General features: G+C 70.2%; 22 protein-coding genes. 2 read left to right on the top strand and 20 right to left on the bottom strand.

Annotated features, from left to right (window positions below; all coding sequences use genetic code 11):
• Positions 1-32: 32 nt before the first annotated feature.
• The 19 genes from ACFU8V_RS12785 to ACFU8V_RS12875 all read right to left on the bottom strand — a co-directional run bounded on the left by ACFU8V_RS12785 (position 33) and on the right by ACFU8V_RS12875 (position 18323).
• The gene (locus ACFU8V_RS12785) at positions 33-953 is read right to left on the bottom strand and encodes an RluA family pseudouridine synthase (protein WP_025105078.1); all 921 of its coding nucleotides are present in this window, start codon (positions 951-953) and stop codon (positions 33-35) included.
• A gap of 2 nt (positions 954-955) precedes the next feature.
• Positions 956-1528, bottom strand: coding sequence for a signal peptidase II (gene lspA / locus ACFU8V_RS12790; RefSeq protein WP_036293163.1), 573 nt, complete (start codon positions 1526-1528; stop codon positions 956-958).
• A gap of 9 nt (positions 1529-1537) precedes the next feature.
• On the bottom strand, positions 1538-2140 hold the full coding sequence (locus tag ACFU8V_RS12795; RefSeq protein WP_025105080.1) for a DivIVA domain-containing protein: 603 nt from the start codon (positions 2138-2140) through the stop codon (positions 1538-1540).
• A 181-nt stretch (positions 2141-2321) separates the two neighbouring features.
• Positions 2322-2621 carry a YggT family protein gene (locus ACFU8V_RS12800; RefSeq protein WP_025105081.1) on the bottom strand — a complete coding sequence of 100 codons (300 nt, stop codon included), beginning with the start codon at positions 2619-2621 and terminating at the stop codon, positions 2322-2324.
• A 3-nt stretch (positions 2622-2624) separates the two neighbouring features.
• Positions 2625-3098 carry a cell division protein SepF gene (locus ACFU8V_RS12805; RefSeq protein WP_025105082.1) on the bottom strand — a complete coding sequence of 158 codons (474 nt, stop codon included), beginning with the start codon at positions 3096-3098 and terminating at the stop codon, positions 2625-2627.
• A gap of 43 nt (positions 3099-3141) precedes the next feature.
• Entirely contained in the window at positions 3142-3849 is a 708-nt protein-coding gene (locus ACFU8V_RS12810) for a YggS family pyridoxal phosphate-dependent enzyme (RefSeq protein WP_378871596.1), read from the bottom strand.
• Positions 3846-5000 (bottom strand): cell division protein FtsZ, encoded by a 1155-nt coding sequence (ftsZ, locus tag ACFU8V_RS12815; protein ID WP_025105084.1) that lies wholly within the window; start codon positions 4998-5000, stop codon positions 3846-3848. Before ftsZ ends, ACFU8V_RS12810 begins: the two co-directional genes overlap by 4 nt.
• Positions 5001-5162: 162 nt before the next feature.
• Positions 5163-6086, bottom strand: a complete 924-nt coding sequence (locus ACFU8V_RS12820) for an FtsQ-type POTRA domain-containing protein (RefSeq protein WP_025105085.1) — start codon at positions 6084-6086, stop codon at positions 5163-5165.
• A gap of 3 nt (positions 6087-6089) precedes the next feature.
• Complete coding sequence (murC, locus tag ACFU8V_RS12825) at positions 6090-7490, bottom strand: UDP-N-acetylmuramate--L-alanine ligase (RefSeq protein ID WP_025105086.1); 1401 nt, start codon at positions 7488-7490, stop codon at positions 6090-6092.
• A 42-nt stretch (positions 7491-7532) separates the two neighbouring features.
• Complete coding sequence (locus ACFU8V_RS12830) at positions 7533-8609, bottom strand: glycosyltransferase (protein WP_378871601.1); 1077 nt, start codon at positions 8607-8609, stop codon at positions 7533-7535.
• Positions 8606-9811, bottom strand: coding sequence for a putative lipid II flippase FtsW (gene ftsW, locus ACFU8V_RS12835; RefSeq protein WP_025105088.1), 1206 nt, complete (start codon positions 9809-9811; stop codon positions 8606-8608). The genes ACFU8V_RS12830 and ftsW overlap by 4 nt, the downstream gene beginning before the upstream one ends.
• Complete coding sequence (gene murD / locus ACFU8V_RS12840) at positions 9780-11315, bottom strand: UDP-N-acetylmuramoyl-L-alanine--D-glutamate ligase (protein ID WP_249521069.1); 1536 nt, start codon at positions 11313-11315, stop codon at positions 9780-9782. The genes ftsW and murD overlap by 32 nt, the downstream gene beginning before the upstream one ends.
• On the bottom strand, positions 11305-12411 hold the full coding sequence (mraY, locus tag ACFU8V_RS12845) for a phospho-N-acetylmuramoyl-pentapeptide-transferase (RefSeq protein WP_025105090.1): 1107 nt from the start codon (positions 12409-12411) through the stop codon (positions 11305-11307). The genes murD and mraY overlap by 11 nt, the downstream gene beginning before the upstream one ends.
• Positions 12408-13820 (bottom strand): UDP-N-acetylmuramoyl-tripeptide--D-alanyl-D-alanine ligase, encoded by a 1413-nt coding sequence (gene murF / locus ACFU8V_RS12850; RefSeq protein ID WP_378871606.1) that lies wholly within the window; start codon positions 13818-13820, stop codon positions 12408-12410. The genes mraY and murF overlap by 4 nt, the downstream gene beginning before the upstream one ends.
• A gap of 27 nt (positions 13821-13847) precedes the next feature.
• Positions 13848-15617: a penicillin-binding protein 2 gene (locus tag ACFU8V_RS12855; RefSeq protein WP_025105092.1), complete on the bottom strand. Its 1770-nt coding sequence runs from the start codon at positions 15615-15617 to the stop codon at positions 13848-13850.
• Positions 15618-15642: 25 nt separating this feature from the next.
• On the bottom strand, positions 15643-16215 hold the full coding sequence (locus ACFU8V_RS12860; protein WP_025105093.1) for a hypothetical protein: 573 nt from the start codon (positions 16213-16215) through the stop codon (positions 15643-15645).
• Complete coding sequence (gene rsmH, locus ACFU8V_RS12865) at positions 16212-17150, bottom strand: 16S rRNA (cytosine(1402)-N(4))-methyltransferase RsmH (protein WP_062766897.1); 939 nt, start codon at positions 17148-17150, stop codon at positions 16212-16214. Before rsmH ends, ACFU8V_RS12860 begins: the two co-directional genes overlap by 4 nt.
• Before the next feature lie 103 nt (positions 17151-17253).
• Positions 17254-17685, bottom strand: coding sequence for a division/cell wall cluster transcriptional repressor MraZ (gene mraZ, locus ACFU8V_RS12870; protein WP_025105095.1), 432 nt, complete (start codon positions 17683-17685; stop codon positions 17254-17256).
• Positions 17686-17948: 263 nt separating this feature from the next.
• A complete protein-coding gene (locus ACFU8V_RS12875; RefSeq protein ID WP_378871612.1) occupies positions 17949-18323 on the bottom strand; it encodes a DUF3040 domain-containing protein in 375 nt (124 codons plus the stop codon).
• Between the two features lie 162 nt (positions 18324-18485).
• Between ACFU8V_RS12875 and ACFU8V_RS12880 the strand changes: the two genes are divergently transcribed.
• Positions 18486-19511 (top strand): polyprenyl synthetase family protein, encoded by a 1026-nt coding sequence (locus ACFU8V_RS12880; RefSeq protein WP_378871884.1) that lies wholly within the window; start codon positions 18486-18488, stop codon positions 19509-19511.
• Positions 19512-19517: 6 nt separating this feature from the next.
• Here the strand turns inward: ACFU8V_RS12880 and ACFU8V_RS12885 are convergent, their stop codons facing one another.
• Positions 19518-19874 carry an Rv2175c family DNA-binding protein gene (locus ACFU8V_RS12885; RefSeq protein WP_025105098.1) on the bottom strand — a complete coding sequence of 119 codons (357 nt, stop codon included), beginning with the start codon at positions 19872-19874 and terminating at the stop codon, positions 19518-19520.
• Positions 19875-20004: 130 nt separating this feature from the next.
• Between ACFU8V_RS12885 and ACFU8V_RS12890 the strand changes: the two genes are divergently transcribed.
• Positions 20005-21141: a LysM peptidoglycan-binding domain-containing protein gene (locus tag ACFU8V_RS12890; protein ID WP_378871615.1), complete on the top strand. Its 1137-nt coding sequence runs from the start codon at positions 20005-20007 to the stop codon at positions 21139-21141.
• Positions 21142-21193 lie beyond the last annotated feature (52 nt).

Genomic DNA, 21193 nt, shown 5'->3' on the forward strand with positions numbered 1-21193 from the left:
GACACCGGCGCGCTGACGCCCCGGCGGATGGACTATTCCCCGCGCAGCACGTCCAGCGCGTGCTGGAAGTCCTCCGGATAGGGCGAGGCGAACTGCACCCACTCCCCCGTCGTCGGATGGGCGAAGGCCAGCTGATGCGCATGCAGCCACTGACGCGTGAGTCCGAGGCGGGCCGAGAGTGTCGGGTCGGCGCCGTAGAGCGGGTCCCCGACGCACGGGTGCCGGTGCGCCGCCATGTGCACGCGGATCTGATGCGTACGGCCCGTCTCCAGGTGGATCTCGAGCAGGGAGGCACCGGGAAAAGCCTCGAGCGTCTCGTAGTGCGTCACGGAGGGCTTGCCGTCCGGGACGACGGCGAACTTCCACGAGTGGTTCGGGTGCCGACCAATCGGCGCATCGATCGTGCCCACGAGCGGGTCCGGATGCCCCTGCACCACCGCGTGGTAGATCTTCTCGACCGTGCGCTCCTTGAACGCCCGCTTGAGAGCGGTGTAGGCGGCCTCGCTCTTGGCGACGACCATGAGTCCGCTCGTCCCCACATCCAGCCGGTGCACGACGCCTTGACGCTCCGGTGCACCGCTGGTCGCGACGCGGAACCCCGCGGCGGCGAGCGCACCGACGACCGTGGGGCCCTCCCACCCGAGCGAGGGGTGGGCGGCGACGCCCGTCGGCTTGTCGACGACGACGATGTCGTCGTCGTCGTAGACGATGCCCAGCTCAGGCACCGCGATGGGGACGATCTTCGGCCCCTCCTTCGGCTCCCACTCGACATCGAGCCAGGCACCGCCCCGCAGGCGGTCCGACTTGTCGAGGGTGACGCCGTCCAGGCGGACGCCGCCGGACGCGGCCACCTCCGCCGCGAAGGTCCTCGAGAACCCGAGGAGCTTGGCGAGGGCGGCGTCGACCCGCGTGCCGTCGAGCCCGTCCGGGACGGGCAGCGAGCGGGACTCCACGCTCAGCGCCCCTCGGACGCGGCGGCGGCCTCGGCGTCCTCGTCGGTCTCGACCGGGGCGTGGTCGCGCTCACGCGTGCCGTCGAACCGGAGGCCGAACACCACGAGCAGGGCGACCGAGATCATCCCGGTGACGATGAAGATGTCGGCGACGTTGAAGATCGCCGGCATCATCCACGGCATGGAGATCATGTCCACGACGTGACCCACGGGGAACCCGGGCTCCCGGAACAGACGGTCAGACAGATTCCCCAGCACGCCCCCGAGGAGGCAGCCGAGGACGACCGCCCAGAGACGCGACCGCAGGCCAAACGCCTTCCAGACGATGACGCCCGCGACGACCGCGAGGGCGATGGTGAAGATCCACGTCACGCCGGAGCCGAGCGAGAACGCCGCGCCGGGATTGCGCACGTAGTAGAGCTGCAGGAACTCTCCGAGAACCGGGACCGCCTCGTGCAGCGGCAGGTTCTCGATGGTGAGGTACTTCACAAACTGATCGGCGGCCAGCACGACCGCTGCGAGAATCGCAACGATCGCGCCGGCCGCCGACCGACGAAGGGGACGACGTCCTGACAAGAGGGCGCCTTACAGGCCGATCGCGGAGACCGGCGTCGAGTCCGTGGAGCCCGACTTCTCGTCGAGCTCGCGGAGCTGGCCCTCGATGTAGCCGCGGAGCTGCGAGCGGTAGTCGCGCTCGAAGTTGCGCAGCTCGGTGATGCGGGCCTCCAGCGTGTTGCGCTCGCGCTCGAGACGTGCGGTCTCCTCGCGCTGCTTCGCCTCGGCCTCGGTGCGGATGCGGGCGACCTCGGCCTCGGCCTCGGAGATGAGCTGGTTGCGCTTGGCCTCACCCTCGGCCACGTGCTCGTCGTGCAGACGCTGCGCGAGCTCGATGATGCCGGCGGTGGCGGTGGCGGAGCCGGTCGGTGCGGCGTCGGCGGCGGGGGCCTCGGCCGCGGGGGCCGGGGTGGATGCAGCGGCAGCCGGCTCGGCGGCGGCAGCGGGAGCAGGGGTGGAACCCGACTCGTACGCGGCGAGCTTCGCCTTCAGCTCGGCGTTCTCCTCGAGGGCCTTGCGCCACTCGATGACGATCTCGTCGAGGAAGTCGTCGACCTCGTCCGGGTCGAAGCCGTCCTTGAAGCGGACGTGCTGGAACTGCTTGGTGACGACGTCATCCGGGGTAAGTGCCATGGGTGGCTCCTCTTTCGATGAGTTCGATTGCCAGTACCGATGTATGGCGTGTTCGTGATGTGGCGCGAACCCGGGGCGCGCACCTGGGTGCCAGCATAGCCCCCGAGCCTTGGGGTCGCGATGCCACGACACCCAGGCTCGGAGAACTTGAGGCCGTCCCCGGGCGCGACACGCGGGGTGGTCAGCGGATGAACAACCGGACGATGTTCATCAGGATCAGGACGACCAGAAGGGTCAGCGCGAAGCCGAAGTCCAGCGAGAGCTGACCGATGCGCAGCGGAGGGATGATCCGCCGGAAGAACCGGATGGGCGGATCGGTGACGGTGTACACCGCCTCCGCGGCGACGAGGCCGAAGCCCTTCGGACGCCATTCCCGATTGAACATCGGGATGTAATCCAGGATGAGCCTCGCGAAGAGCACGAGGATGTAGACCAGCAGCACCAGATGGACGATGCTGGCGAGGACCGAGACCAGCTGCACGGTCTACGAGTGGTCGAAGCCCGCAGACTCGGCGTCTGCGTGCGCGATACCCCCGTGACCGGACACCGCGATGTTCTCCGGCGAGAGCAGGAAGACCTTGGAGGTCACCCGCTCGATCCGGCCGTAGAGGCCGAGGGAGAGACCGCTCGCGAAGTCGATGAGGCGGCGCGCGTCGGCGTCGCTCATCTGGGAGAGGTTGATGATGACCGGGACGCCCTCGCGGAAGCTCTCCGCGATCAGCTGGGCGTCGCGGTACTGCTTCGGGTGGACGGTGAGGATCTCGTTCACGGCTCCTGCTGCGGGCTGGCGGACGGCGACGGGACGACGGAGCGGCGTGACGGGGGCCGGAGCCGGCTCTTCGCGCTCACGCTCGCGCTCGCGCTGGGCGCGCGCGGGTGCCGGCGTCTCCTCTTCGTAGACCTCTTCCTCGTCGGCGAGGCCGAGATACACCATGGTCTTCTTCAGCGGGTTACCCATCGTGTCCTCCGGTTCGAACGTTTCGGGCTGGTCTTGTCACAGGTTAACCCCGGGCGGGGCGCGGTCCCGTGATTGCGGAACCGATCCGCAGGTGTGTCGCGCCGGCGGCGATGGCCTCGGCGAAGTCGCCGGTCATCCCGGCGGAGATCCACGTCGCGTCGGGAGCGACGGTCCGCACGTCGGCGGCGATGTGGTGCAGACGGACGAAGGCGCTCGCGGGGTCCTCGTCGAGGGGCGCGACGGCCATCACGCCCCGGAGCCGCAGCGAGGGCAGGCTGAGCACGTGCTCGGCCAACGCCACCGCCGACGCCGGCGCCACCCCTCCCCTGCCCTCGTCCTCGGTGAGGTTCACCTGCACGAGCACGTCGAGCACCTCGTCGGTCTCTGCGGCACGATGCAGGGCATCGGCGAACCGGTCACGGTCCACGGAGTGCACGACGTCGGCGCTCCGCCTGATCGCCGCGGCCTTGTTCGTCTGTCCCTGTCCGATGAAGTGCCACTTGAGGTCGAGCGCGGAGAGCTCGCCCGCCTTGGCGGTGAGCTCCTGCTGTCGGTTCTCCCCCACCGCGTGCACCCCGAGTGCGTGCAGATCGCGCACCAGCGAAGCGGGGTGGAACTTCGTGACGACGATCCGGGTGATCTCCGCGGGAGACCGCCCGGCGGCACGCGCGGCGTCGGCGATCCTGTCGTCGATCGCCGACAGCCGCGCGGCCAGATCCGATGGCGCCGAGGCGCCGACCGGTGTCGTCACTTCAGGAATTCGGGGATGTCAATGTCGTCGTCGGCGAAGGCCGGCTCGATGCTCGTCGCCGGCGTGCGCGGTGCCGCGGGCGCCGGGGCGGGCTCGGGCGTGCTCTTCTCGGCCGCAGGCTCGCTGGTCTCCGACAGCGCCACCTCGGGAAGGGACGCGGTCGAGGGACGCGAGACGACCATCGGGTCCAGACGCAGCGAGGGCTCCCCGCCGTCGAAGCCCGCGGCGATCACGGTCACCCGCACCTCGTCGCCGAGCGTGTCGTCGATGACCGTACCGAAGATGATGTTGGCCTCGGGGTGCGCGGCCTCCTTGACGAGGTCCGCCGCGTCGTGGATCTCGAAGATGCCGAGGTTCGAGCCACCCTGGATCGAGAGCAGCACCCCGTGGGCGCCTTCGATGGAGGCCTCGAGCAGCGGCGACTCGACGGCGAGCTCCGCCGCCTTGATCGCGCGGTCGGCGCCGCGGGCCGAGCCGATGCCCATCAGGGCGGATCCGGCGCCCTGCATGACCGACTTCACATCGGCGAAGTCCAGGTTGATGAGACCGGGGGTCGTGATGAGGTCGGTGATGCCCTGCACACCGGCGAGGAGGACCTGGTCGGCGGTCGCGAACGCCTCGATCATCGAGATGCCGCGGTCGCTGATCTCGAGCAGACGGTCGTTCGGGACGACGATGAGGGTGTCGACCTCTTCCTTCAGCTTCGCGACGCCCGCCTCGGCCTGGCTCTGGCGGCGACGCCCCTCGAAGGAGAACGGCTTCGTGACGACACCGATGGTGAGCGCACCGATCGACTTCGCGATGCGGGCGACGACGGGAGCGCCACCCGTTCCGGTGCCACCGCCCTCTCCGGCGGTGACGAAGACCATGTCGGCGCCGGTCAGCGCCTGCTCGATCTCCTCCGCGTGGTCCTCTGCGGCACGACGACCCACCTCGGGGTCGGCACCGGCACCGAGGCCGCGGGTGAGCTCGCGGCCCACGTCCAGCTTGACGTCGGCGTCGCTCATGAGCAGCGCCTGGGCGTCGGTGTTGACGGCGATGAACTCGACTCCGCGGAGACCGAGCTCGATCATGCGGTTGACGGCGTTGACGCCGCCACCGCCGACGCCGACGACCTTGATCACGGCGAGGTAGTTCTGGTTCTGGCTCATGGCCGGCCTCCGATTAGTAGAGCCTGGAAGGGGGAACCTTAAACCTCAACTAGAGGTGTAAAGTATTTCCCGGTATTGCGTTCTCTCAGATCGAAGGTAAGCGCCGCCCGCCCGCGCGCCCGCAACGCCGTGGGCGTGTCGCGCCATTCCTGCGGAAAGCGTTCAGCCGACGACCGCGACGTCGGGCGAGGTCACGTCGATCGACGAGGCCGTGGGGTTCTTCACGAGCGCCGCGGAGAGCGCGAGCGCCTTCAGCGCGCTGTCTTCCTCGCTCCCCCACACGACCGTGAGGCCGGAGTCGAGGGTGAGGGTCACGTCGTCCGCCGTCGAGGCACGGACGCCGGTGAGGGCGCTGCGGATATCGGCGGGGAGGGCACGCACGACGAGCCCGGCGCTGCGGAACGCCGAGGAGTCCACGCCGCCCTCGACCTCGACGAGCGGCTGACCTGCCGGGCGCTCCTCGGTCGTCGAGAGCGCGACGCCCGCGGCGTCCACGAGGGTGAAGCCGGCACCGGACTCGATCACGCCGATCGGTGTGCGCTCGACGATGCGGACCGTGAGGTCGTGCGGGGGTCTCGCCTCCAATGCGTAGGTCTCGATGAGCGGGAAGGCCAGCAGCGCGGCCTTGACCTCACTGGTGTCGACGAGCGCGAGCGGCGTTCCCATCTGGTCCGCCAACGCACCCTCGATCACCGCCGGATCGATCGTGGTCGTCCCGGTGACCGTGATGCGCTCGACCGCGAAGAGCGGACTGTAGGCCGCCGCGACGCTTCCGCCGATCAGCAGCACGATCGCGCCGACGACGCTCAGCCAGGTGATGCGGCGCCGACGCGAGCGCTGGGTGAACCGACGGATCTCCGCGCGGAGGGCCTTGCGACGCGCGCGCGCAGCCCGCCAGACGTCCATCGAGGAGCTCGGGACGTCCGCTTCCTGCTCCCCCTCGACCCCGGGGGCGACGAGATGGTCCTGGACAGCCTCGTCCGCCGGCGACGGAGCGGCACGGCGGCGGCGGAGGCTGCGCGCGGATGCGGCGTCCGTCTCCTCCGGTGCATCCGGGGCGCTCGGGAGCGGGGGCGGCCGGCGCATGGGCTACGCCCCGTCGGTCCGGCGCAGCGAGTCCAGCACCTGCGGGATGATCTGATAGACGTTGCCGCAGCCGAGGGTCACGACGAAGTCGCCGTCGGTCGCCACGGATGCCGTGTAGTCGGCCGCCTCCTGCCAGTCGGCGACGAAGTGCACGCGGGAGGGGTCGTGGAACGCGCCGCTCACCAGCTCGCCGGTGACGCCGGGCACCGGATCTTCCCTGGCACCGTAGACGTCCAGCATCACGGTGTGGTCGGCGAGCTCCTCCAGGACGTCCGCGAACTCCTGGTACATGTGCTGCGTCCGCGAGTAGGTGTGCGGCTGCTGGATCGCGATCAACCGTCCGGAGCCGGCGATGCTGCGCATGGCTTCGAGCGCCGCACGCACCTCGGTCGGGTGGTGGGAGTAGTCGTCGTAGACCGTGACCCCGCGCTCCTCGCCATGACGCTCGAGACGACGGACGGTCCCCGCGAAGCCTTCGACGGCGCGCACGGCGTCGCGGAGCGGGTGGCCGAGCGCGAGCAGCACGGCGACCGCCCCGGTGGCGTTGATCGCGTTGTGCACGCCGGGGACGGCGAGCTGCATTCGCTCGGTCTCGCCGCCGTGCGAGACGACCGCGGCGACGGGACCTGCCGTGACGATCTCGCTGACCCGGACGTCGGCACCCTCGGCCTGACCGAACGTCAGGACCCGCGGGTGGGACAGTCCTGCCAGCACCCGGAGCGCGCCAGGGTCGTCGCTGGAGATGACGACCGCCTCCGACGCGGCGTCCGCGAAGCGCACGAAGGCGTCGTGGAAGGCCTCGTCCGAGCCGTAGTGGTCGAGGTGGTCGGGGTCGACGTTCGTGATGAGCGCCACCGCCGTGTCGTAGAGGAGGAAGGTGCCGTCCGATTCGTCGGCCTCGATGACGAAGAGGTCGCCGCTCCCGGTGGCGCTGGACGTGCCGAGCTGCTCGATCACGCCGCCGTTGACGAAGTGCGGATCGGCGCCGAGGTCACGCAACGCGGTGACGATCATGCCCGTCGAGGTCGTCTTGCCGTGCGCACCCGCCACCGAGACGAGGCGTCGCGTGCCGATCAGCCAGTGCAGCGCCTGGGACCGGTGGATGACGTGGAGGCCCCGCTCCTTGGCGGTGACGAACTCGGGGTTCTCCGGCCAGATGGCGCCGGTGTGCACGACCGTGTCGGCGTCGCCGAGGTGGGCGGCATCGTGACCGACGTGCACCGTCGCGCCCGCGGCGGCCAGCGCCCGCAGGTTGTCGCTGTCGGCACGGTCGCTGCCGGAGACGCGGATACCCGCGTCGAGGAACATCTTGGCGAGTCCGCTCATCCCGGATCCACCGATGCCGATGAAGTGCGCGGAGGTGATCGTGTCGGGGATGGGGAGGGAGAGGTCGGGTCTGATCATGTCCGCTTCAGTCTACTTTTCGTTCGCGTCCGGGCGGCGGCGTCACGCCGCACCGAGGGCACGATCGATCATCGCCACGACGTTCTCGGTCCCGGTGCGGGTGCCCACGGTCTCCGCGGCCTCCGCCATCCGCCGGATGCGGTCGGGATCGCCGAGCAGCGGCACGACGATCCGCCGGACGGCGTCGCCGTCGAAGGTCGCGTCGTCGAGGAGCTGCGCGGCACCGGCGGCCACGGCCGATCCCGCGTTCAGACGCTGCTCCCCGTTGCCCACCGAGTACGGCACGTACAGCGCGGGGATGCCGAGCGCGCTGATCTCGCTGACCGTCGCCGACCCCGAGCGCGACACGATGAGGTCGGCCAGGGCGAACGCCAGATCCATGCGGTCGACGTACCGCCGGAGGGCATAGCCGGCGACGCCCGGATCGGGAAGGTCGCTGCGCTCCCCCGTCACATGCAGCAGTTGCCAGCCCGCGGCGAGGATGTCGCGCCAGGAATCCGCCAGAGCGTCGTTCAAGCGCTGCGCTCCGAGCGAGCCGCCGAAGACGAGCAGCACGGGGCGATCGGGGTCGAGCCCGAAGTACTCCGCGGCCTCGGCGCGCCGTGCCACCCGGTCGAGCGTGATGACCTCGCGCCGCAGCGGCATGCCGACCACCTCGCTTCCGCGGAGGGGCGTCCCGGCGAACGCGACGCCCACGCCCGCGGCCGCACGGGCACCGAGCACGTTCGCCAGCCCGGGCTTCGCGTTGGCCTCGTGGACGACGAAGGGCACGCGCTCGCGACGCGCGGCGACGTAGGCGGGTGCGGAGGCGTAGCCGCCGAAGCCGACGACGACGTCGATGCCGCGCTGCCGGATGTGCGCGCGCACCTGCGCGATCGCCCGACGGAATCGCGCGGGGAACGCGGCGGCCTGCGCGTTCGGCCGCCGCGGGAACGGCACCTTGTCGACGATGAGCAGCTCGTAGCCGCGCTCGGGGACGAGGCGGGACTCCAGGCCTTCGGCCGTGCCGAGCACGAGGACCGTCGCGTCGGGGTCGCGCTCGCGGAGCGCGTCGGCGACGGCGAGCAGCGGATTGACATGGCCGGCGGTGCCACCGCCGGCGAGGAGGTACGAAGTCACCTCGCGACCCTACCCCGCTCGGCTGACTGCTTCTCGGCGACCGGGATGGTCCGCGCGAAGGCCAGCAGCACACCGCAGGCGATGAGCACGGCGAAGAGCGCCGTCCCTCCCTGGGACATGAAGGGAAGGGGCACACCCATCACCGGGAAGACCCCGATGACGACGCCGATGTTCAGGACGGCCTGGCCGACGATCCAGACCGTGATCCCCCCGGCCGCGACGCGGATGAAGGGGTCCGAGGTCTTGCGGATCACGTGGAACGCGCCCACCGTGAAGAACGTGAAGAGGGCGAGCACGACGATGCAGCCGATCAGCCCCAGCTCCTCGCCGACGATCGCGAAGATGAAGTCGTTGCCGGCGGCGGGCAGCCACCCGTACTTCTCCTGGGAATTGCCGAGACCGAGGCCGAAGACACCGCCGGAGGCCATGCCCCAGATGCCGTGGATCGACTGGTAGCAGTCCGTGTAGTACAGCGCCATGTCGTCGCAGGTGGCGGTGATGCGGCGCATGCGGTCCTCGCTGGAGAGCGCGTACGCCAGCACCGCGACCACGCCCAGGATCATCGGGATGATGAACAGCCGCAGCTTCACGCCGGAGAAGAAGAGGCAGCCGAGGAGGATGAGGACCATCACCATCGCGGTGCCGAGGTCCTTGCCCGCGAGCACGGTGCCGATCGCCAGCGCGCCGACCGGCACGACGGGGATGAAGACGTGGTGCCAGGTGCCGAGCATGGTCTGCTTGCGCAGCAGCACCGCGGCGATCCACAGGGCGAGCGCCAGCTTGAGGAACTCGGACGGCTGCATCTGGAAGCCCGCCACCTGGATCCAGTTCCGGTTTCCGCCGTCGGCGATGCCGAGCGGCGTGAACACCAGGAGCTGGAGGGCCACCGCGCCGAACAGCGCCGGCCAGGCCATGCGCTTGAGGAACTCCACGGGGAAGCGGCTGATGAGGAACATCATCGGGATGCCGAGCAGGGCGAACACACCCTGCCGGAGGGCGCCGTCCAACGGGTTCTGCGCGTTGGCCACGGCGGTGGCGCTCGTCGCGGACAGCACCATGACGAGGCCGAAGATCGTGAGGAGCAGGGCGGTCGACGCGATCAGCAGGAACTCGGTCGAGACCGGCGTGAACCGGCGCCCGAGCGAGACCCGGGCCGCGAGCCCGCCCGACTCAGACCGCGGAGGGCGAGCCACCTGCGTCATCGGTGCTCCCCCGATCGATCCATTCCTGCACCGCTTCGGCGAAGCGGTGGCCGCGATCCGCGTAGCTGGAGAACTGGTCGAAGGATGCGGCGGCGGGAGCGAGGAGCACGGTGCCCTCCCCGTCGACGATCCCCGCCGCGATCTCCACGACGCGGTTCATGACCTGTCCAGTGTCGCCAGCATCGACCTCGAAGACCGGCACCGTCGGCGCGTGTCGCTCGAATGCCGCGACGACGGCCGTGCGGTCCACTCCGATGACGACCGCCGCGCGCGCGGTCGAGCCGGCGTCCGCGACGAGATCGGCGATGTCGACGCCCTTGAGATCGCCGCCGACGACCCATACCGCGCCCGGGTACGCGCGCAGCGAGGAGGCGGCGGCGTGCGGGTTCGTCGCCTTGGAGTCGTCGATCCAGGTGATGCCGGCATGCCGCGCGACCACCTCGATGCGGTGCGCGTCCAGCCGGAAGCTCTGCAGCGCCCCGTGGATCGCCTCGGGCTCGATTCCGAGGGACCGGGCGAGAGCACTGGCGGCGAGGATGTTCTGCACGATGTGCGGGGCCGACAGGCCGGCGGCCTCCAGGTCGGCGACCGTCGTCAGCTCCAGGGCACTGCGGGCCCGGTCGTCGAGGAAGGCCCGATCGACGAGCAGCCCCTCCACGACGCCGAGGTCGCTCGGGCCGGGGATGCCCAGGTCGAAGCCGATGGCACGAGCGCCCTCGACGACCTCGGCCTCCTCGACCATCCGCCGCGTGGCCTCGTCGGCCTTGTTGTAGACGCAGGCGACGCGGGTGTTCCGATAGACCAGGGCCTTCGCGTCCCGGTACGCCTGGGCGCTGCCGTGCCAGACGAGATGATCGTCGGCGAGGTTGAGGCAGACCGCGGCGTGCGGGAAGAGCTCCCCCTCCGGGCGCGACAGGCCGAGATACCAGAGCTGGTGGCTGGAGAGTTCGACGACGAGCACGTCGAAGCCGGCCGGATCCCGGACCGCGTCGAGCACGGGGACGCCGATGTTGCCGCAGGGTGCGGCACGCAGCCCGCCGGCGACGAGCAGCGTCGCCGTGAGCTGGGTCGTGGTCGTCTTGCCGTTGGTGCCGGTGATGAGCACCCAGTCGGCCGGCGTGCCGTCCGCGCGGAGGACCTTGTCACGCACGCGCCAGGCGAGCTCGACGTCGCCCCAGAGCGCGATGCCCTCGTCCTGGACCCAACGGATGACGGGGTGCGACGGAGCGAAACCCGGGGAGGCGATGACGACCTCGGGCGCGAACGCCGTCAGCGCCTCGGGCACGGCGTCCAGCGGACCGAGCTCCAACCGGGCGCCGATGACGGGGAGCAGACGGGCGTACTCCTCCTCCGCCGACGCGCTGAGCACGAGGACGTCGGCACCGAGCTCGGCGAGGGTGTCGGCGACGGAGAAGCCGGTCATGGAGAGGCCGAGGACGGCGACGCGCAGGCCACGCCAGTCGGCGTGCCAGCTCGTCAGTCCGGCCAGGCGCTCAGCCGACACGGGTCAGCCATTCGACGTAGAAGAGACCGACGGCGGAGACGGCGAGCAGACCCGCGATGATCCACATGCGCACCACGATGGTGACCTCCGACCATCCCCGCATCTCGAGGTGGTGGTGGAACGGGCTCATGAGGAAGAGCCGCTTGCCGCGGGTGATCTTGAAGTAGGCGCGCTGCAGGATCACGGATCCGGAGGCGAGCACGAAGACACCGGCGATAATGAGGAGCAGCAGCTCGGTGCGGGTCATGACCGCCATCGCGGTGATGACGCCGCCGATGGCCATCGAACCCACATCTCCCATGAACACCTTGGCCTTCGGGGCGTTCCACCACAGGAAGCCGATGAGGCTGGCGGCGAACGACGCCGAGATGATGGCGAGGTTGAACGGGTCGCGCACCTCGTAGCAGCCGCCGAGGGAACCGGGGTCTCCGCCGATGCAGGGCTGCTTGAACTGCCAGAAGGCGATGAGGCTGTACGCACCGACGACGATCACGCCGGCACCGGCGGCGAGGCCGTCGAGGCCGTCGGTGAGGTTGACGCTGTTGGAGGTCGCGACCCCGATGATCGAGATCCAGGCGAGGTACAGGATCCAGCCGAGGATGACGCCGAACGCGAAGAGGTTCAGCCAGGTGATGTCGCGGAAGAGGGAGATGGACGCACTGGCCGGCGTCTGCCCCCACTTGTTCGGGAAGTTCAGCGCCACGATCCCGAACGGGATCACGACGATGAGCTGCCCGATCACCTTCCGCCATCCGGACAGCCCGAGGCTGCGCTGGCTGCGCACCTTCATGTAGTCGTCGATGAACCCGACCACGCCGAATCCCACCATGAGCCAGATGACGAGGATCGCGGACAGCGCCGGGGTCTCGCCGCTGACGAGGACGCCGGTGAAGTAGCCGACGATCGAGCCGAGGATGAAGATGACCCCGCCCATCGTGGGCGTGCCGCGCTTGGCCTCGTGGCTCGGGTTGCCGGCGGCTTCCGGGGTGCGGATGACCTGCCCCCAGCCCCACTTCCGGAAGAGCCGGAGGAAGACGGGAGTCAGGAAGAGAGTGAAGGCGAGCGAGATGGCCGCCGCCATGATGAGGGACCTCACGAGAACAATTCTCCCAGACGATCGCCGAGATGCCGGAGGCCCACGGAGTTGGACGACTTCACGAGGACCCGGTCGCCGTCGCGCAGCTCGGTGCGGAGGTACTCGAACGCGGCGTCCTGGTCCGGCAGATGCACGGCCTCGCTGTCCCACGATCCCTCGCCGACGGCGGCGAGGTAGAGCCGACGGGCCTCCGGGCCGACGACGACGATGCGCCGGATGTTGAGGCGCACCGCGAGGAGGCCGATGCGGTCGTGCTCCTCCCCCGCGCTCTCGCCGAGCTCGCTCATCGCGCCGAGGACGGCGACGGTGCGCTCGTCGGGGCCGGTGATCTGGGCGAGGGTCCGCAGGGCGGCTGCCATCGAGTCGGGGCTGGCGTTGTAGGCGTCGTTGATGATGCGGACGCGGTCGTTGCCCAGGGGCTGCATGCGCCAGCGTTCGGCGATCTCGACGGTCTCCAAGCGGGCGACGGCGTCGGCAGGGGCCACACCGAGCTCTACGGCGGCACTGATCGCGGCGAGGGCGTTCGTGACGTGGTGGGCCCCGAGGACGCGCAGCCGCAGCGGCAGCCGCTCCCCCGAGACCTCGATCACGCACTGCGTGCCGGAGGCCGAGACCTCGATGTCGCGCGCGTGCACGGCGGCCGCGGCGGACTGGCCGAAGCCGACGACCCGGAGGCCGCGGCTCTCCGCGAGCTCGCGCATCGCCCACACCCGGGCGTCGTCGGCGTTGAGCACGGCCGTGCCGGGCACGCGGGCCGCGGCGACGAGCTCGGACTTGGCCTTCGCGGTGGCCTCGATGCCGCCGAAGCCCCCGGCGTGCGCCATCCCGACCATGAGCACGACGACGAGGTCGGGCTCGACGAGGCCGGCGAGCCGCGCGATGCTGCCCGGCGCGGCGGCGCCGAACTCGCTCACGAGGAAGCGGGTGTCGTGCGTGACGCGGAGCATCGTCACCGGGGCGCCGACCTCGTTGTTGAAAGACTTCACCGGAGCGACGGTCTCGCCCTCGTCCTCGAGGATGCGGGCGAGGAAGTTCTTCGTCGTCGTCTTGCCGTTGGAGCCGGTGATGCCGACGATGCGCAGGTTCCCGCCAGCGCGTACGCGCGCCACGACCTCGCGGGCGAGGTCGCCGAGCGCGGCGACGGCATCCGAGACGACGATCTGTGAAACCGCGACGTCGACCGGGCGCTCGACGATCGCCAGCACCGCGCCGGCTTCGACGGCGGCGCCGACGAAGCGGTGTCCGTCCGTCTCGGCTCCGGGCTTGGCGACGAAGATCGACCCGGCCTCCATGGTTCGGGAATCGGTGTCGACGATGCCGTCGACCACCGTCTCCGGCGTGTGCTCTCCGGCCACGCGCAGCTCACCACCGACGGCGGCGGCGATCTCAGCGAGCGTCAGGGCGATCATGTCATCTCCATGCGCGGCTCTCGCCGGCTATCCGAACTTGGGGAGGAGCGCGTCCATCGGGACAGAGGACGGCATCACGCGATAGGTCTTCATCACCTGCGTCATCGCCTTCTGGAAGGCGGAAGCGGTGGCCGCGGACGATACAACCTTAGTCGGCTCGTCGAGGGTCACCACGACGACGTACTGGGGGTCGTCGACGGGAGCGAAGCCCACCATGCTGGTGTAGTAGACGCCCGCCTTGTAGCCGCCCTTGCCGTCGGAGACCTGTGCGGTACCGGTCTTGCTGGTCACGCGATAGCCGGGCACCTGGATGCGATCGGCGTTCCCGCCCTGCACGGCCACGTTCTCGAGCATGCGCGTCAGATCGGCCGCGGTCTGCTCCTTCACGATCTGCTCGTGCTTCGGCTTCGGGGTCTCCGTGACCGTCCCGTCGGGTGCGGTGCAGGACTCGACCATCGTCAGGTCGATCTTCTCCCCGCCGTTGGCGATGGCCTGGTACGCGCCGGCGAGCTGAGGAGCCGTCACGGTGAAGTACTGGCCGAACGTCGTCGTGTAGAGCGACTGGCTGTCCCAGTCGCTCACCGGGTGGAGGATGCCCCCCACCTCGGAGGGGAAGTCCAGCGTCTTCTGACCGACGCCGAATCGCTGCAGGTAGTCGTAGCGGACCTCGGGGGCGACCATCGTGCCGAACTTCGACAGCGCCGTGTTGGACGAGTCGATGAGTCCGCCGGCCAGCGTGTAGTTGTACGCGGGGTGGCTGAACGCGTCGTTGACCACGGCGCCGTTGGGGAAGGTCTCCCGCGACGAGGCCGTGACGGTGCTGAGCGGAGTGAGGCCGGCACCCTCCATCGCCGCCGCCGCCGTGATCGCCTTGAACGTCGAGCCCGGCTCGAAGTCGCGGTGGAAGATCTGACTGTAACGCGTCTCCGGCGTCGAGGAGTCCAGGTCGTTGGGGTCCATGGCGGGCCACTCGGCGGCGGCGCGGATCTTGCCGGTGCCCACCTCGACCACCGTCACGGTCCCGCCCTTCGCGCCCTGCTTCTGGGCCTCCTCGCCGACCATCTGCTGGAGGTACCACTGGAGGTCGCTGTTGATCGTGAGCTGCACGGTGCCGCCGTTCACGGCGTCGGTGACGGACTCGCTGCCCGGGATCACGACCCCGTCCTTGCCCTTGCGGTACGTCTTCTCACCGTCCACGGGCGCGAGGCACGACTCCTCGAGCTGCTCCACACCGGCTTTGGCCTCGCCCGTGTTGTCGAGGAAGCCCAGCACGTTGCCGGCGACCGCGCCGTTCGGATAGACCCGCGTCTCGCGCGGCTTCAGCGCCAGGTAGGACCCGAGGCCGAGGTCGCGGAGCGCGATGTACTGCTCGGTGTTCAACCCGGTCTTCAAGGGCGCGTACTGGCTGTTCGGGTTCTCGGCCAGGGCGTCCGAGACCCGCTTGCGGATCTCGTCGCCCGGCACGCCCGTGATCTCGGCGATCTTCTCGGAGGCCTCGGCCCACGGCAGCGCCGGGTCCTTCTCCTCCGTGAGTCGGATCACCTGCGGGCTGAGCTGGGCGTCGTACACCATGACGCTCGACGCGAGGACGGTGCCCTCCGCGTCGACGATGGAGCCGCGCTGTCCGGGGATCGTCGACCCGTCCCCGATGTGCTCGAGGGATTGGCTGACGTGCTCGTCGGCGCTCACGACCTGGATGTCGATGAGGCGGACGACGAACGCCACCAGCACCGAGAGGATGACCGCCAGTGCGACGACGGTGCGTCGCCGCGGTCCGCGCGTGGCTCGTGTCGTCATGGGATCTCTCCGTCGATCGGGATGGTCAGTGGGTCGTGGGGCTGGGGAGGCCGTCGGTGAGGGCGGGCGGCAGATCCGTCGCGGGCGGAGTGCCGCCTGTGGACTCCTCCGCGGTCTGCTCCGCCGCGGGCGTCTCCTCGGTGACGAGGACGTTGCCGACGGCCGCCGGTCCGTGGGGGTCGACCGTCGAGATCCCCTCCGCGCCGGCACCGGCGCCGAAGACCGCGCCGTCGCTGAGACGCAGATACGAGGGCGCTCCCGCGACGACCATGCCGAGGTCGGCCGCATTGCCGGCGAGCACCTGCGGAGAGCTCAGACCCGTGAGCTCCTCCTTCAGTGCATCCGTGCGGAGATCGAGCTCGCGCTGCTGGGAGGTCAGCCCGGCGAGGGTGAACGAGTCCTGCGTGATGGCCAGGGAGAGTCCGACCTGCGCGGCACCGATCGCCAGGGCTCCGCCGAGGGCCACGAGCGCGTAGGCGAGCTTCGGCTTCCGCCGCCGCGCCGGTGCCGTCACGGGCTGGAGGCGGCGCTCCGGGGTCTTCTCCGGGACGACTGGCTGCAGCGGCAGGGTCGGCTTGCGGACTGCGTTCATGCTCATGCGCTCTCCCGCACCTTCTCGGCGGCGCGCAGGCGCACCGGTATCGCACGCGGGTTGCGTGCGCGTTCTTCGTCGTCGGCGAGTTCCGCCCCCTTGGTCAGGATGCGGAATCGGGGGGCGTGCTCCGGCAGCTCGACAGGGAGACCGGCGGGCGCCGTCGAGGAGGACGCGGCGGCGAAGGCCTGCTTCACCAGCCGGTCCTCGAGGGACTGGTACGACATCACGACGATGCGACCGCCGACGGCGAGAGCGTCCATCGCGGAGGGGATGGCGTCCGCGAGCACGTTCAGCTCCGCGTTGACCTCGATGCGCAGCGCCTGGAACACGCGCTTCGCGGGGTGCCCCGCACGCTGTGCCGCGGCGGGCGTCGCCGCCACGAGGATGTCCACGAGCTCCCCGGAGCGGGTGATCGGCTGCTTCTGGCGGGCGTCGATGATGAAGCGGGCGTACCGTGCGGCGAGCTTCTCCTCGCCGTACCGCTCGAAGATGCGGCGCAGATTCCCCTCGCTGTACGTCGCGATGACGTCGGCGGCTGTGATGCCCTTCGTCTGGTCCATCCGCATGTCGAGCGGAGCGTCCTTGGAGTACGCGAAGCCGCGTTCGGCCTCGTCCAGCTGCAGCGACGAGACGCCGAGGTCGAAGAGTATCCCGGCGGCGCCCTGGGCGTGCAGACCGATCTCGTCGTAGACCGTGTGGACGAGCGTGACGCGGTCGCGGAACCGGGCGAGCCGCTCCCCCGCGATCTTCAGCGCGTCAGTGTCGCGGTCCAGGCCGATCAGGCGGATGCCGGGGAAGCGCTCGAGCAGCGCCTCAGAGTGCCCGCCCATGCCGAGGGTGGCATCGACGAGCACGGCGCCGTCCTCCCGGAGGGCCGGCGCGAGGAGCTCGACGCAGCGGTCGAGCAGGACGGGGGTGTGGATGTCGCGGAGGTTCATGATCTCTCTCGGGTCCGACCTTCGGCTCTGATCCCCCTCCGCTTCTCGACCCGGCACCGGGGAAGTGTGTCGGGGCGGGAGCGGCGGGGCATCACAGCCGTGGTCAGAACAGTCCGGGAATCACCTCCTGCTCCAGCTCGGCGTAGGACTCCTCGCCGGCGGCGAGGTAGGCGTTCCAGCTCTCCGCATCCCAGATCTCGGCGTGGGCGCCGACTCCGGTCACGATGAGCTCCTTCTGAAGACCCGCGTACTGACGCAGGTGGGCGGGGATGGTGATGCGGTTCTGGCTGTCGGGCATCTCCGCACTGGCACCGGAGAGGAACATGCGCATGAAGTCACGCGCCTGCTTGTTGGCGAGCGGGGCCTGACGGATCCGCTCGTGCATCGCCTCGAACTCGGCCGTGCTGAAGACGTAGAGGCACCGCTCCTGACCCCGGGTGACGACGATGCCGCCGCCCAGGTCCTCGCGGAACTTCGCGGGAAGGATGACCCGTCCCTTGTCGTCCAGCTTCGGTGAGTGCGTGCCCAGCAGCATCGGCCATCACCCCCTCTCCGTCCGGCCAACTCGAGGTGCGCCCCACTTTACTCCACTTTCCTCCACATTCCTACGACGAATCCCGCGTATCGCGCAGCGGTTCGCGACCCGCACGCTCGCGACCCCCGGGATTCCGCGGTGAAGCAAGGTGGAGGGCGAGTGGAGGGCCAGTGGAGGACTCAGACGGCGTCAACGGACCGAAGACACGAAAAAGCCCGGATGCTCAGCATCCGGGCTTCGTGGTGGAGGAGAAGGGAGGGGGCTCAGCGACCGTCCTGGCGCCGATCCCACCGGTCGTTCATGCGATCCATGAAGGAGGAGGAGTCCTGCCGCTTCGGGGCGGTGCGCGTGCGGGTCTCTGCCGGACCGCTGCGCCGGACCGGGGTGACGGCCAGCATCACTCCGCCGAGCATGGCCGCGAATCCGATGACGCCGACCACGATGCCCCAGACGTCGCCGAGGATGACACCCACGACCAGTCCGCCGATGCCGGCGAGCAGGAGGAGGGCCCCGTAGACGAGGTTGCGATAGCTCAGCGTGCGATCACCCGACGGCGCGCTCACGACATCGGCGTCATTGTGCAGGAGATGGCGTTCCATCTCATCGAGCAGTCGTTGCTCCTGTTCGGAGAGTGGCATCTCATCCCCCTCGGGTATCGTGCCCTCCAGTCTACGCGCGAGCAGCGTCCGGGGCTAGCGGTTCCCGCCTCACATCCTTTACGTATGCTGGGAGTCGTGCCGTCCCCCTCCCCCTCCGTCGCTGAGGCCGTAGCCGCGCGACTGGACCTCTTCCTCGACCGCATGCGAGCCGAGTCGGCCGAGTACGGCGAGGACGCCGCCGCCTTCCTCGCCGCAGCGGCGGACACCCTCTCCGGCGGCAAGCGCCTGCGTGCCCGGTTCTGTCACGCCGGGTGGCGTGCGGTCGCCCGGTTCCGCGATCGTCGCGCGGTCGAGGACGACCACCTGTGGGACGCCTGCGCCGCCCTCGAGATCTTCCAGTCGGCCGCTCTCGTCCATGACGACCTGATCGACAACTCGGACACCCGGCGAGGACGCCCGGCTGCCCACCGCGCACTCGAGTCCTCGCACCGCGCCGCCGGATGGTGGGGCGACGCCGCCGCCTTCGGGCGCGCCGGATCCGTCCTGCTCGGCGATCTCCTCGTGGCCTGGAGCGACGACCTCCTGGAGTCGGCGCTCGACGGGCACCCCGAGGCGAGGACCGTGCGGGCGGAGTATGCCCGGATGCGTCGCGACGTCACGACCGGGCAGTTCCTCGACATCGCCGAGGAGTCGGCGTGGAGCGTGAGCGACGACCGCGAGCACGCCGAGCGGGCGCTCCGCGTCGCGTCGCTGAAATCGGCGCGCTACAGCATCGAGCAACCGCTGATCCTCGGAGCGAGCCTGGCCGGCGCCGATGCCGAGCAGACGCGGGCGCTGCGCCGCTTCGGGCATCCGCTCGGTCTCGCCTTCCAGCTGCGCGACGATGTGCTCGGCGTGTTCGGCGACGCCGCGGTCACCGGGAAGCCCGCGGGCGACGACCTGCGGGAGGGCAAGCGGACCGTGCTCATCGCCTTCACCAGGGAGCGCCTGGACACCTCGGCCCGCCGGGTGCTCGACGAGATGCTCGGCGATCCCGACCTGTCGGCGTCCCAGGTCTCCTTCCTGCAGGAGACGATCGCCGGGACCGGGGCTCTGGACCGCGTCGAGACGATGATCGCCGACTACGCCAGGGACGCCGACCGCGCACTGACCGGCGCGCGCCTCGACGACGCAGCGGTCGGCGAGCTGCGCGACCTCGCCAGGGCCGCCACCGTGCGCTCCTCCTGAGCAGGCTCAGGCGAGCGTGCGCGCGAGCCGGCGCACCTCGCTCTTGTGCCCCGCGAGGAGAGAGGCGATCGGCGAACGCCCGAGGGTCTCGTCCTCGGCGAGCAGCCAGTCGATGAGCTCGTCGTCGGAGAACCCGGCGTCCTGCAGCACGATGATCGTTCCGCGCAGCGAGCTCAGCGGCTGTCCGTCCACGATGAACACGGAGGGGACCGCGAAGACACCGCTGCGGCGCGAGCCGACGAGGTAGTGCTCGTCGATCAGGCGTCGCACGCGACCCAACGGCTCGCCGAGGACCTCAACGAGGTCGGGCATGGTCAGCCACTCGAGCGCGGAATCAGGGGTTGCAGCGACGTTCTCAGACACGGTGCCACTATCTCACCTCCACGGCCCGGTCGCATGTTCGTCACTTCCGTCCCATTCGTCACACCCGTCACTTCTGTTGACATCTCTATACATCCGTGTCAGCGTGAAATGCTCGAAAAGGGGGCCCGACGTGATCCTGCAGACAGCCGTGGCCGGCGCTCTCGCCGCCACCCTGACGGCGACACCCGCCGCCGCACCCGCACCACCGCTCGCACCGCACGAACGCCAGCGCGTCGCTCCGACGCGCGTCGTCCCCACGCAGAACGTGCCGCCGGGGCACGTCGTGCAGCCGGGCGACACGGTCGCCGGCATCGCCGGTCGGTACGGGCTCCGGACCGCCGACGTCCTCAGCTGGAACGGGCTCTCGATGCGCTCCGTAATCTACCCCGGGCAGACTCTCTCCCTGCGGGCACCTGCGGCGGCTCCGGCCCCGGCCGCGACGCCCGCCCCTGCCGCGGCGAAGACGCACGTCGTCGCGGCCGGCGACACGGTGTTCGCCATCGCCCGGACGTACGGGACCTCGGTGAGCGCCGTCCTCGCCGCGAACGGCCTGCCCCAGGGTGCGATCATCTACCCGGGCCAGAAGCTCGTCGTGTCCGCGGGCGCACCCGCCGCCCCCGCGGCCGCTCCCGCCGCAGCGCCGTCGACGCCCGCCCCCGCACCGGCCGCCGCCACGCACACCGTGGCCGCCGGTGAGACGCTGTTCTCGATCGCCCAGAAGTACGGCACCACGACGCAGTCGCTCTTCGCCTGGAACGGCCTCGAAGCCTCCTCGATCATCTATCCCGGTCAGAAGCTCGCCGTCCAGGGTGCTCCGGCGCCGACGCCCGCCGCCGCCCCGAGCGGCCAGCGCACCGCCGCCCTGAATGCGGAGCAGGCGGCCAATGCCTCCCTCATCATCCGCATCGGCCGTGAGCTGGGCGCCTCCGACCGCGCGATCGCCACCGCGCTCGCGACGGGGATGGTGGAGTCGGGTCTGCGGAACCTCGACTGGGGAGACCGCGATTCGCTCGGCCTGTTCCAGCAGCGCCCCAGCACGGGCTGGGGCACGCCGGAGCAGATCATGGATGCGGAACGGAGCACGCGGGTCTTCTACGGCGGGACCGACGACCCCAACGGCGATGTCACCCGCGGCCTGTTCGACATCCCGGGGTGGGAATCCCTCTCCTTCACCGACGCGGCGCAGGCCGTGCAGATCTCCGCCTACCCCGAGCGCTACGGGCAGTGGGAGACGCAGGCGTACGCGTGGCTCGCCCAGCACGGGTGACAATTCCGGAAATCCGGATGCGTCGAGGGGTGAGGCGTTCCCGGGGCTTTCA

It is taken from the genome of Microbacterium sp. NPDC057658 (assembly GCF_042799975.1).
Taxonomy (GTDB): domain Bacteria; phylum Actinomycetota; class Actinomycetes; order Actinomycetales; family Microbacteriaceae; genus Microbacterium.

Bases quoted from the DNA above. Each gene is read 5' to 3' on its own strand.
- ACFU8V_RS12795 (WP_025105080.1), bottom strand. From the start codon at position 2,140: ATGGCACTTACCCCGGATGACGTCGTCACCAAGCAGTTCCAGCACGTC.
- ACFU8V_RS12805 (WP_025105082.1), bottom strand. From the start codon at position 3,098: ATGGGTAACCCGCTGAAGAAGACCATGGTGTATCTCGGCCTCGCCGAC.
- ftsZ (WP_025105084.1), bottom strand. From the start codon at position 5,000: ATGAGCCAGAACCAGAACTACCTCGCCGTGATCAAGGTCGTCGGCGTC.
- ACFU8V_RS12820 (WP_025105085.1), bottom strand. From the start codon at position 6,086: ATGCGCCGGCCGCCCCCGCTCCCGAGCGCCCCGGATGCACCGGAGGAG.
- murC (WP_025105086.1), bottom strand. From the start codon at position 7,490: ATGATCAGACCCGACCTCTCCCTCCCCATCCCCGACACGATCACCTCC.
- ftsW (WP_025105088.1), bottom strand. From the start codon at position 9,811: ATGACGCAGGTGGCTCGCCCTCCGCGGTCTGAGTCGGGCGGGCTCGCG.
- murF (WP_378871606.1), bottom strand. From the start codon at position 13,820: ATGATCGCCCTGACGCTCGCTGAGATCGCCGCCGCCGTCGGTGGTGAG.
- ACFU8V_RS12855 (WP_025105092.1), bottom strand. From the start codon at position 15,617: ATGACGACACGAGCCACGCGCGGACCGCGGCGACGCACCGTCGTCGCA.
- ACFU8V_RS12860 (WP_025105093.1), bottom strand. From the start codon at position 16,215: ATGAGCATGAACGCAGTCCGCAAGCCGACCCTGCCGCTGCAGCCAGTC.
- rsmH (WP_062766897.1), bottom strand. From the start codon at position 17,150: ATGAACCTCCGCGACATCCACACCCCCGTCCTGCTCGACCGCTGCGTC.
- mraZ (WP_025105095.1), bottom strand. From the start codon at position 17,685: ATGCTGCTGGGCACGCACTCACCGAAGCTGGACGACAAGGGACGGGTC.
- ACFU8V_RS12875 (WP_378871612.1), bottom strand. From the start codon at position 18,323: ATGCCACTCTCCGAACAGGAGCAACGACTGCTCGATGAGATGGAACGC.
- ACFU8V_RS12880 (WP_378871884.1), top strand. From the start codon at position 18,486: ATGCGAGCCGAGTCGGCCGAGTACGGCGAGGACGCCGCCGCCTTCCTC.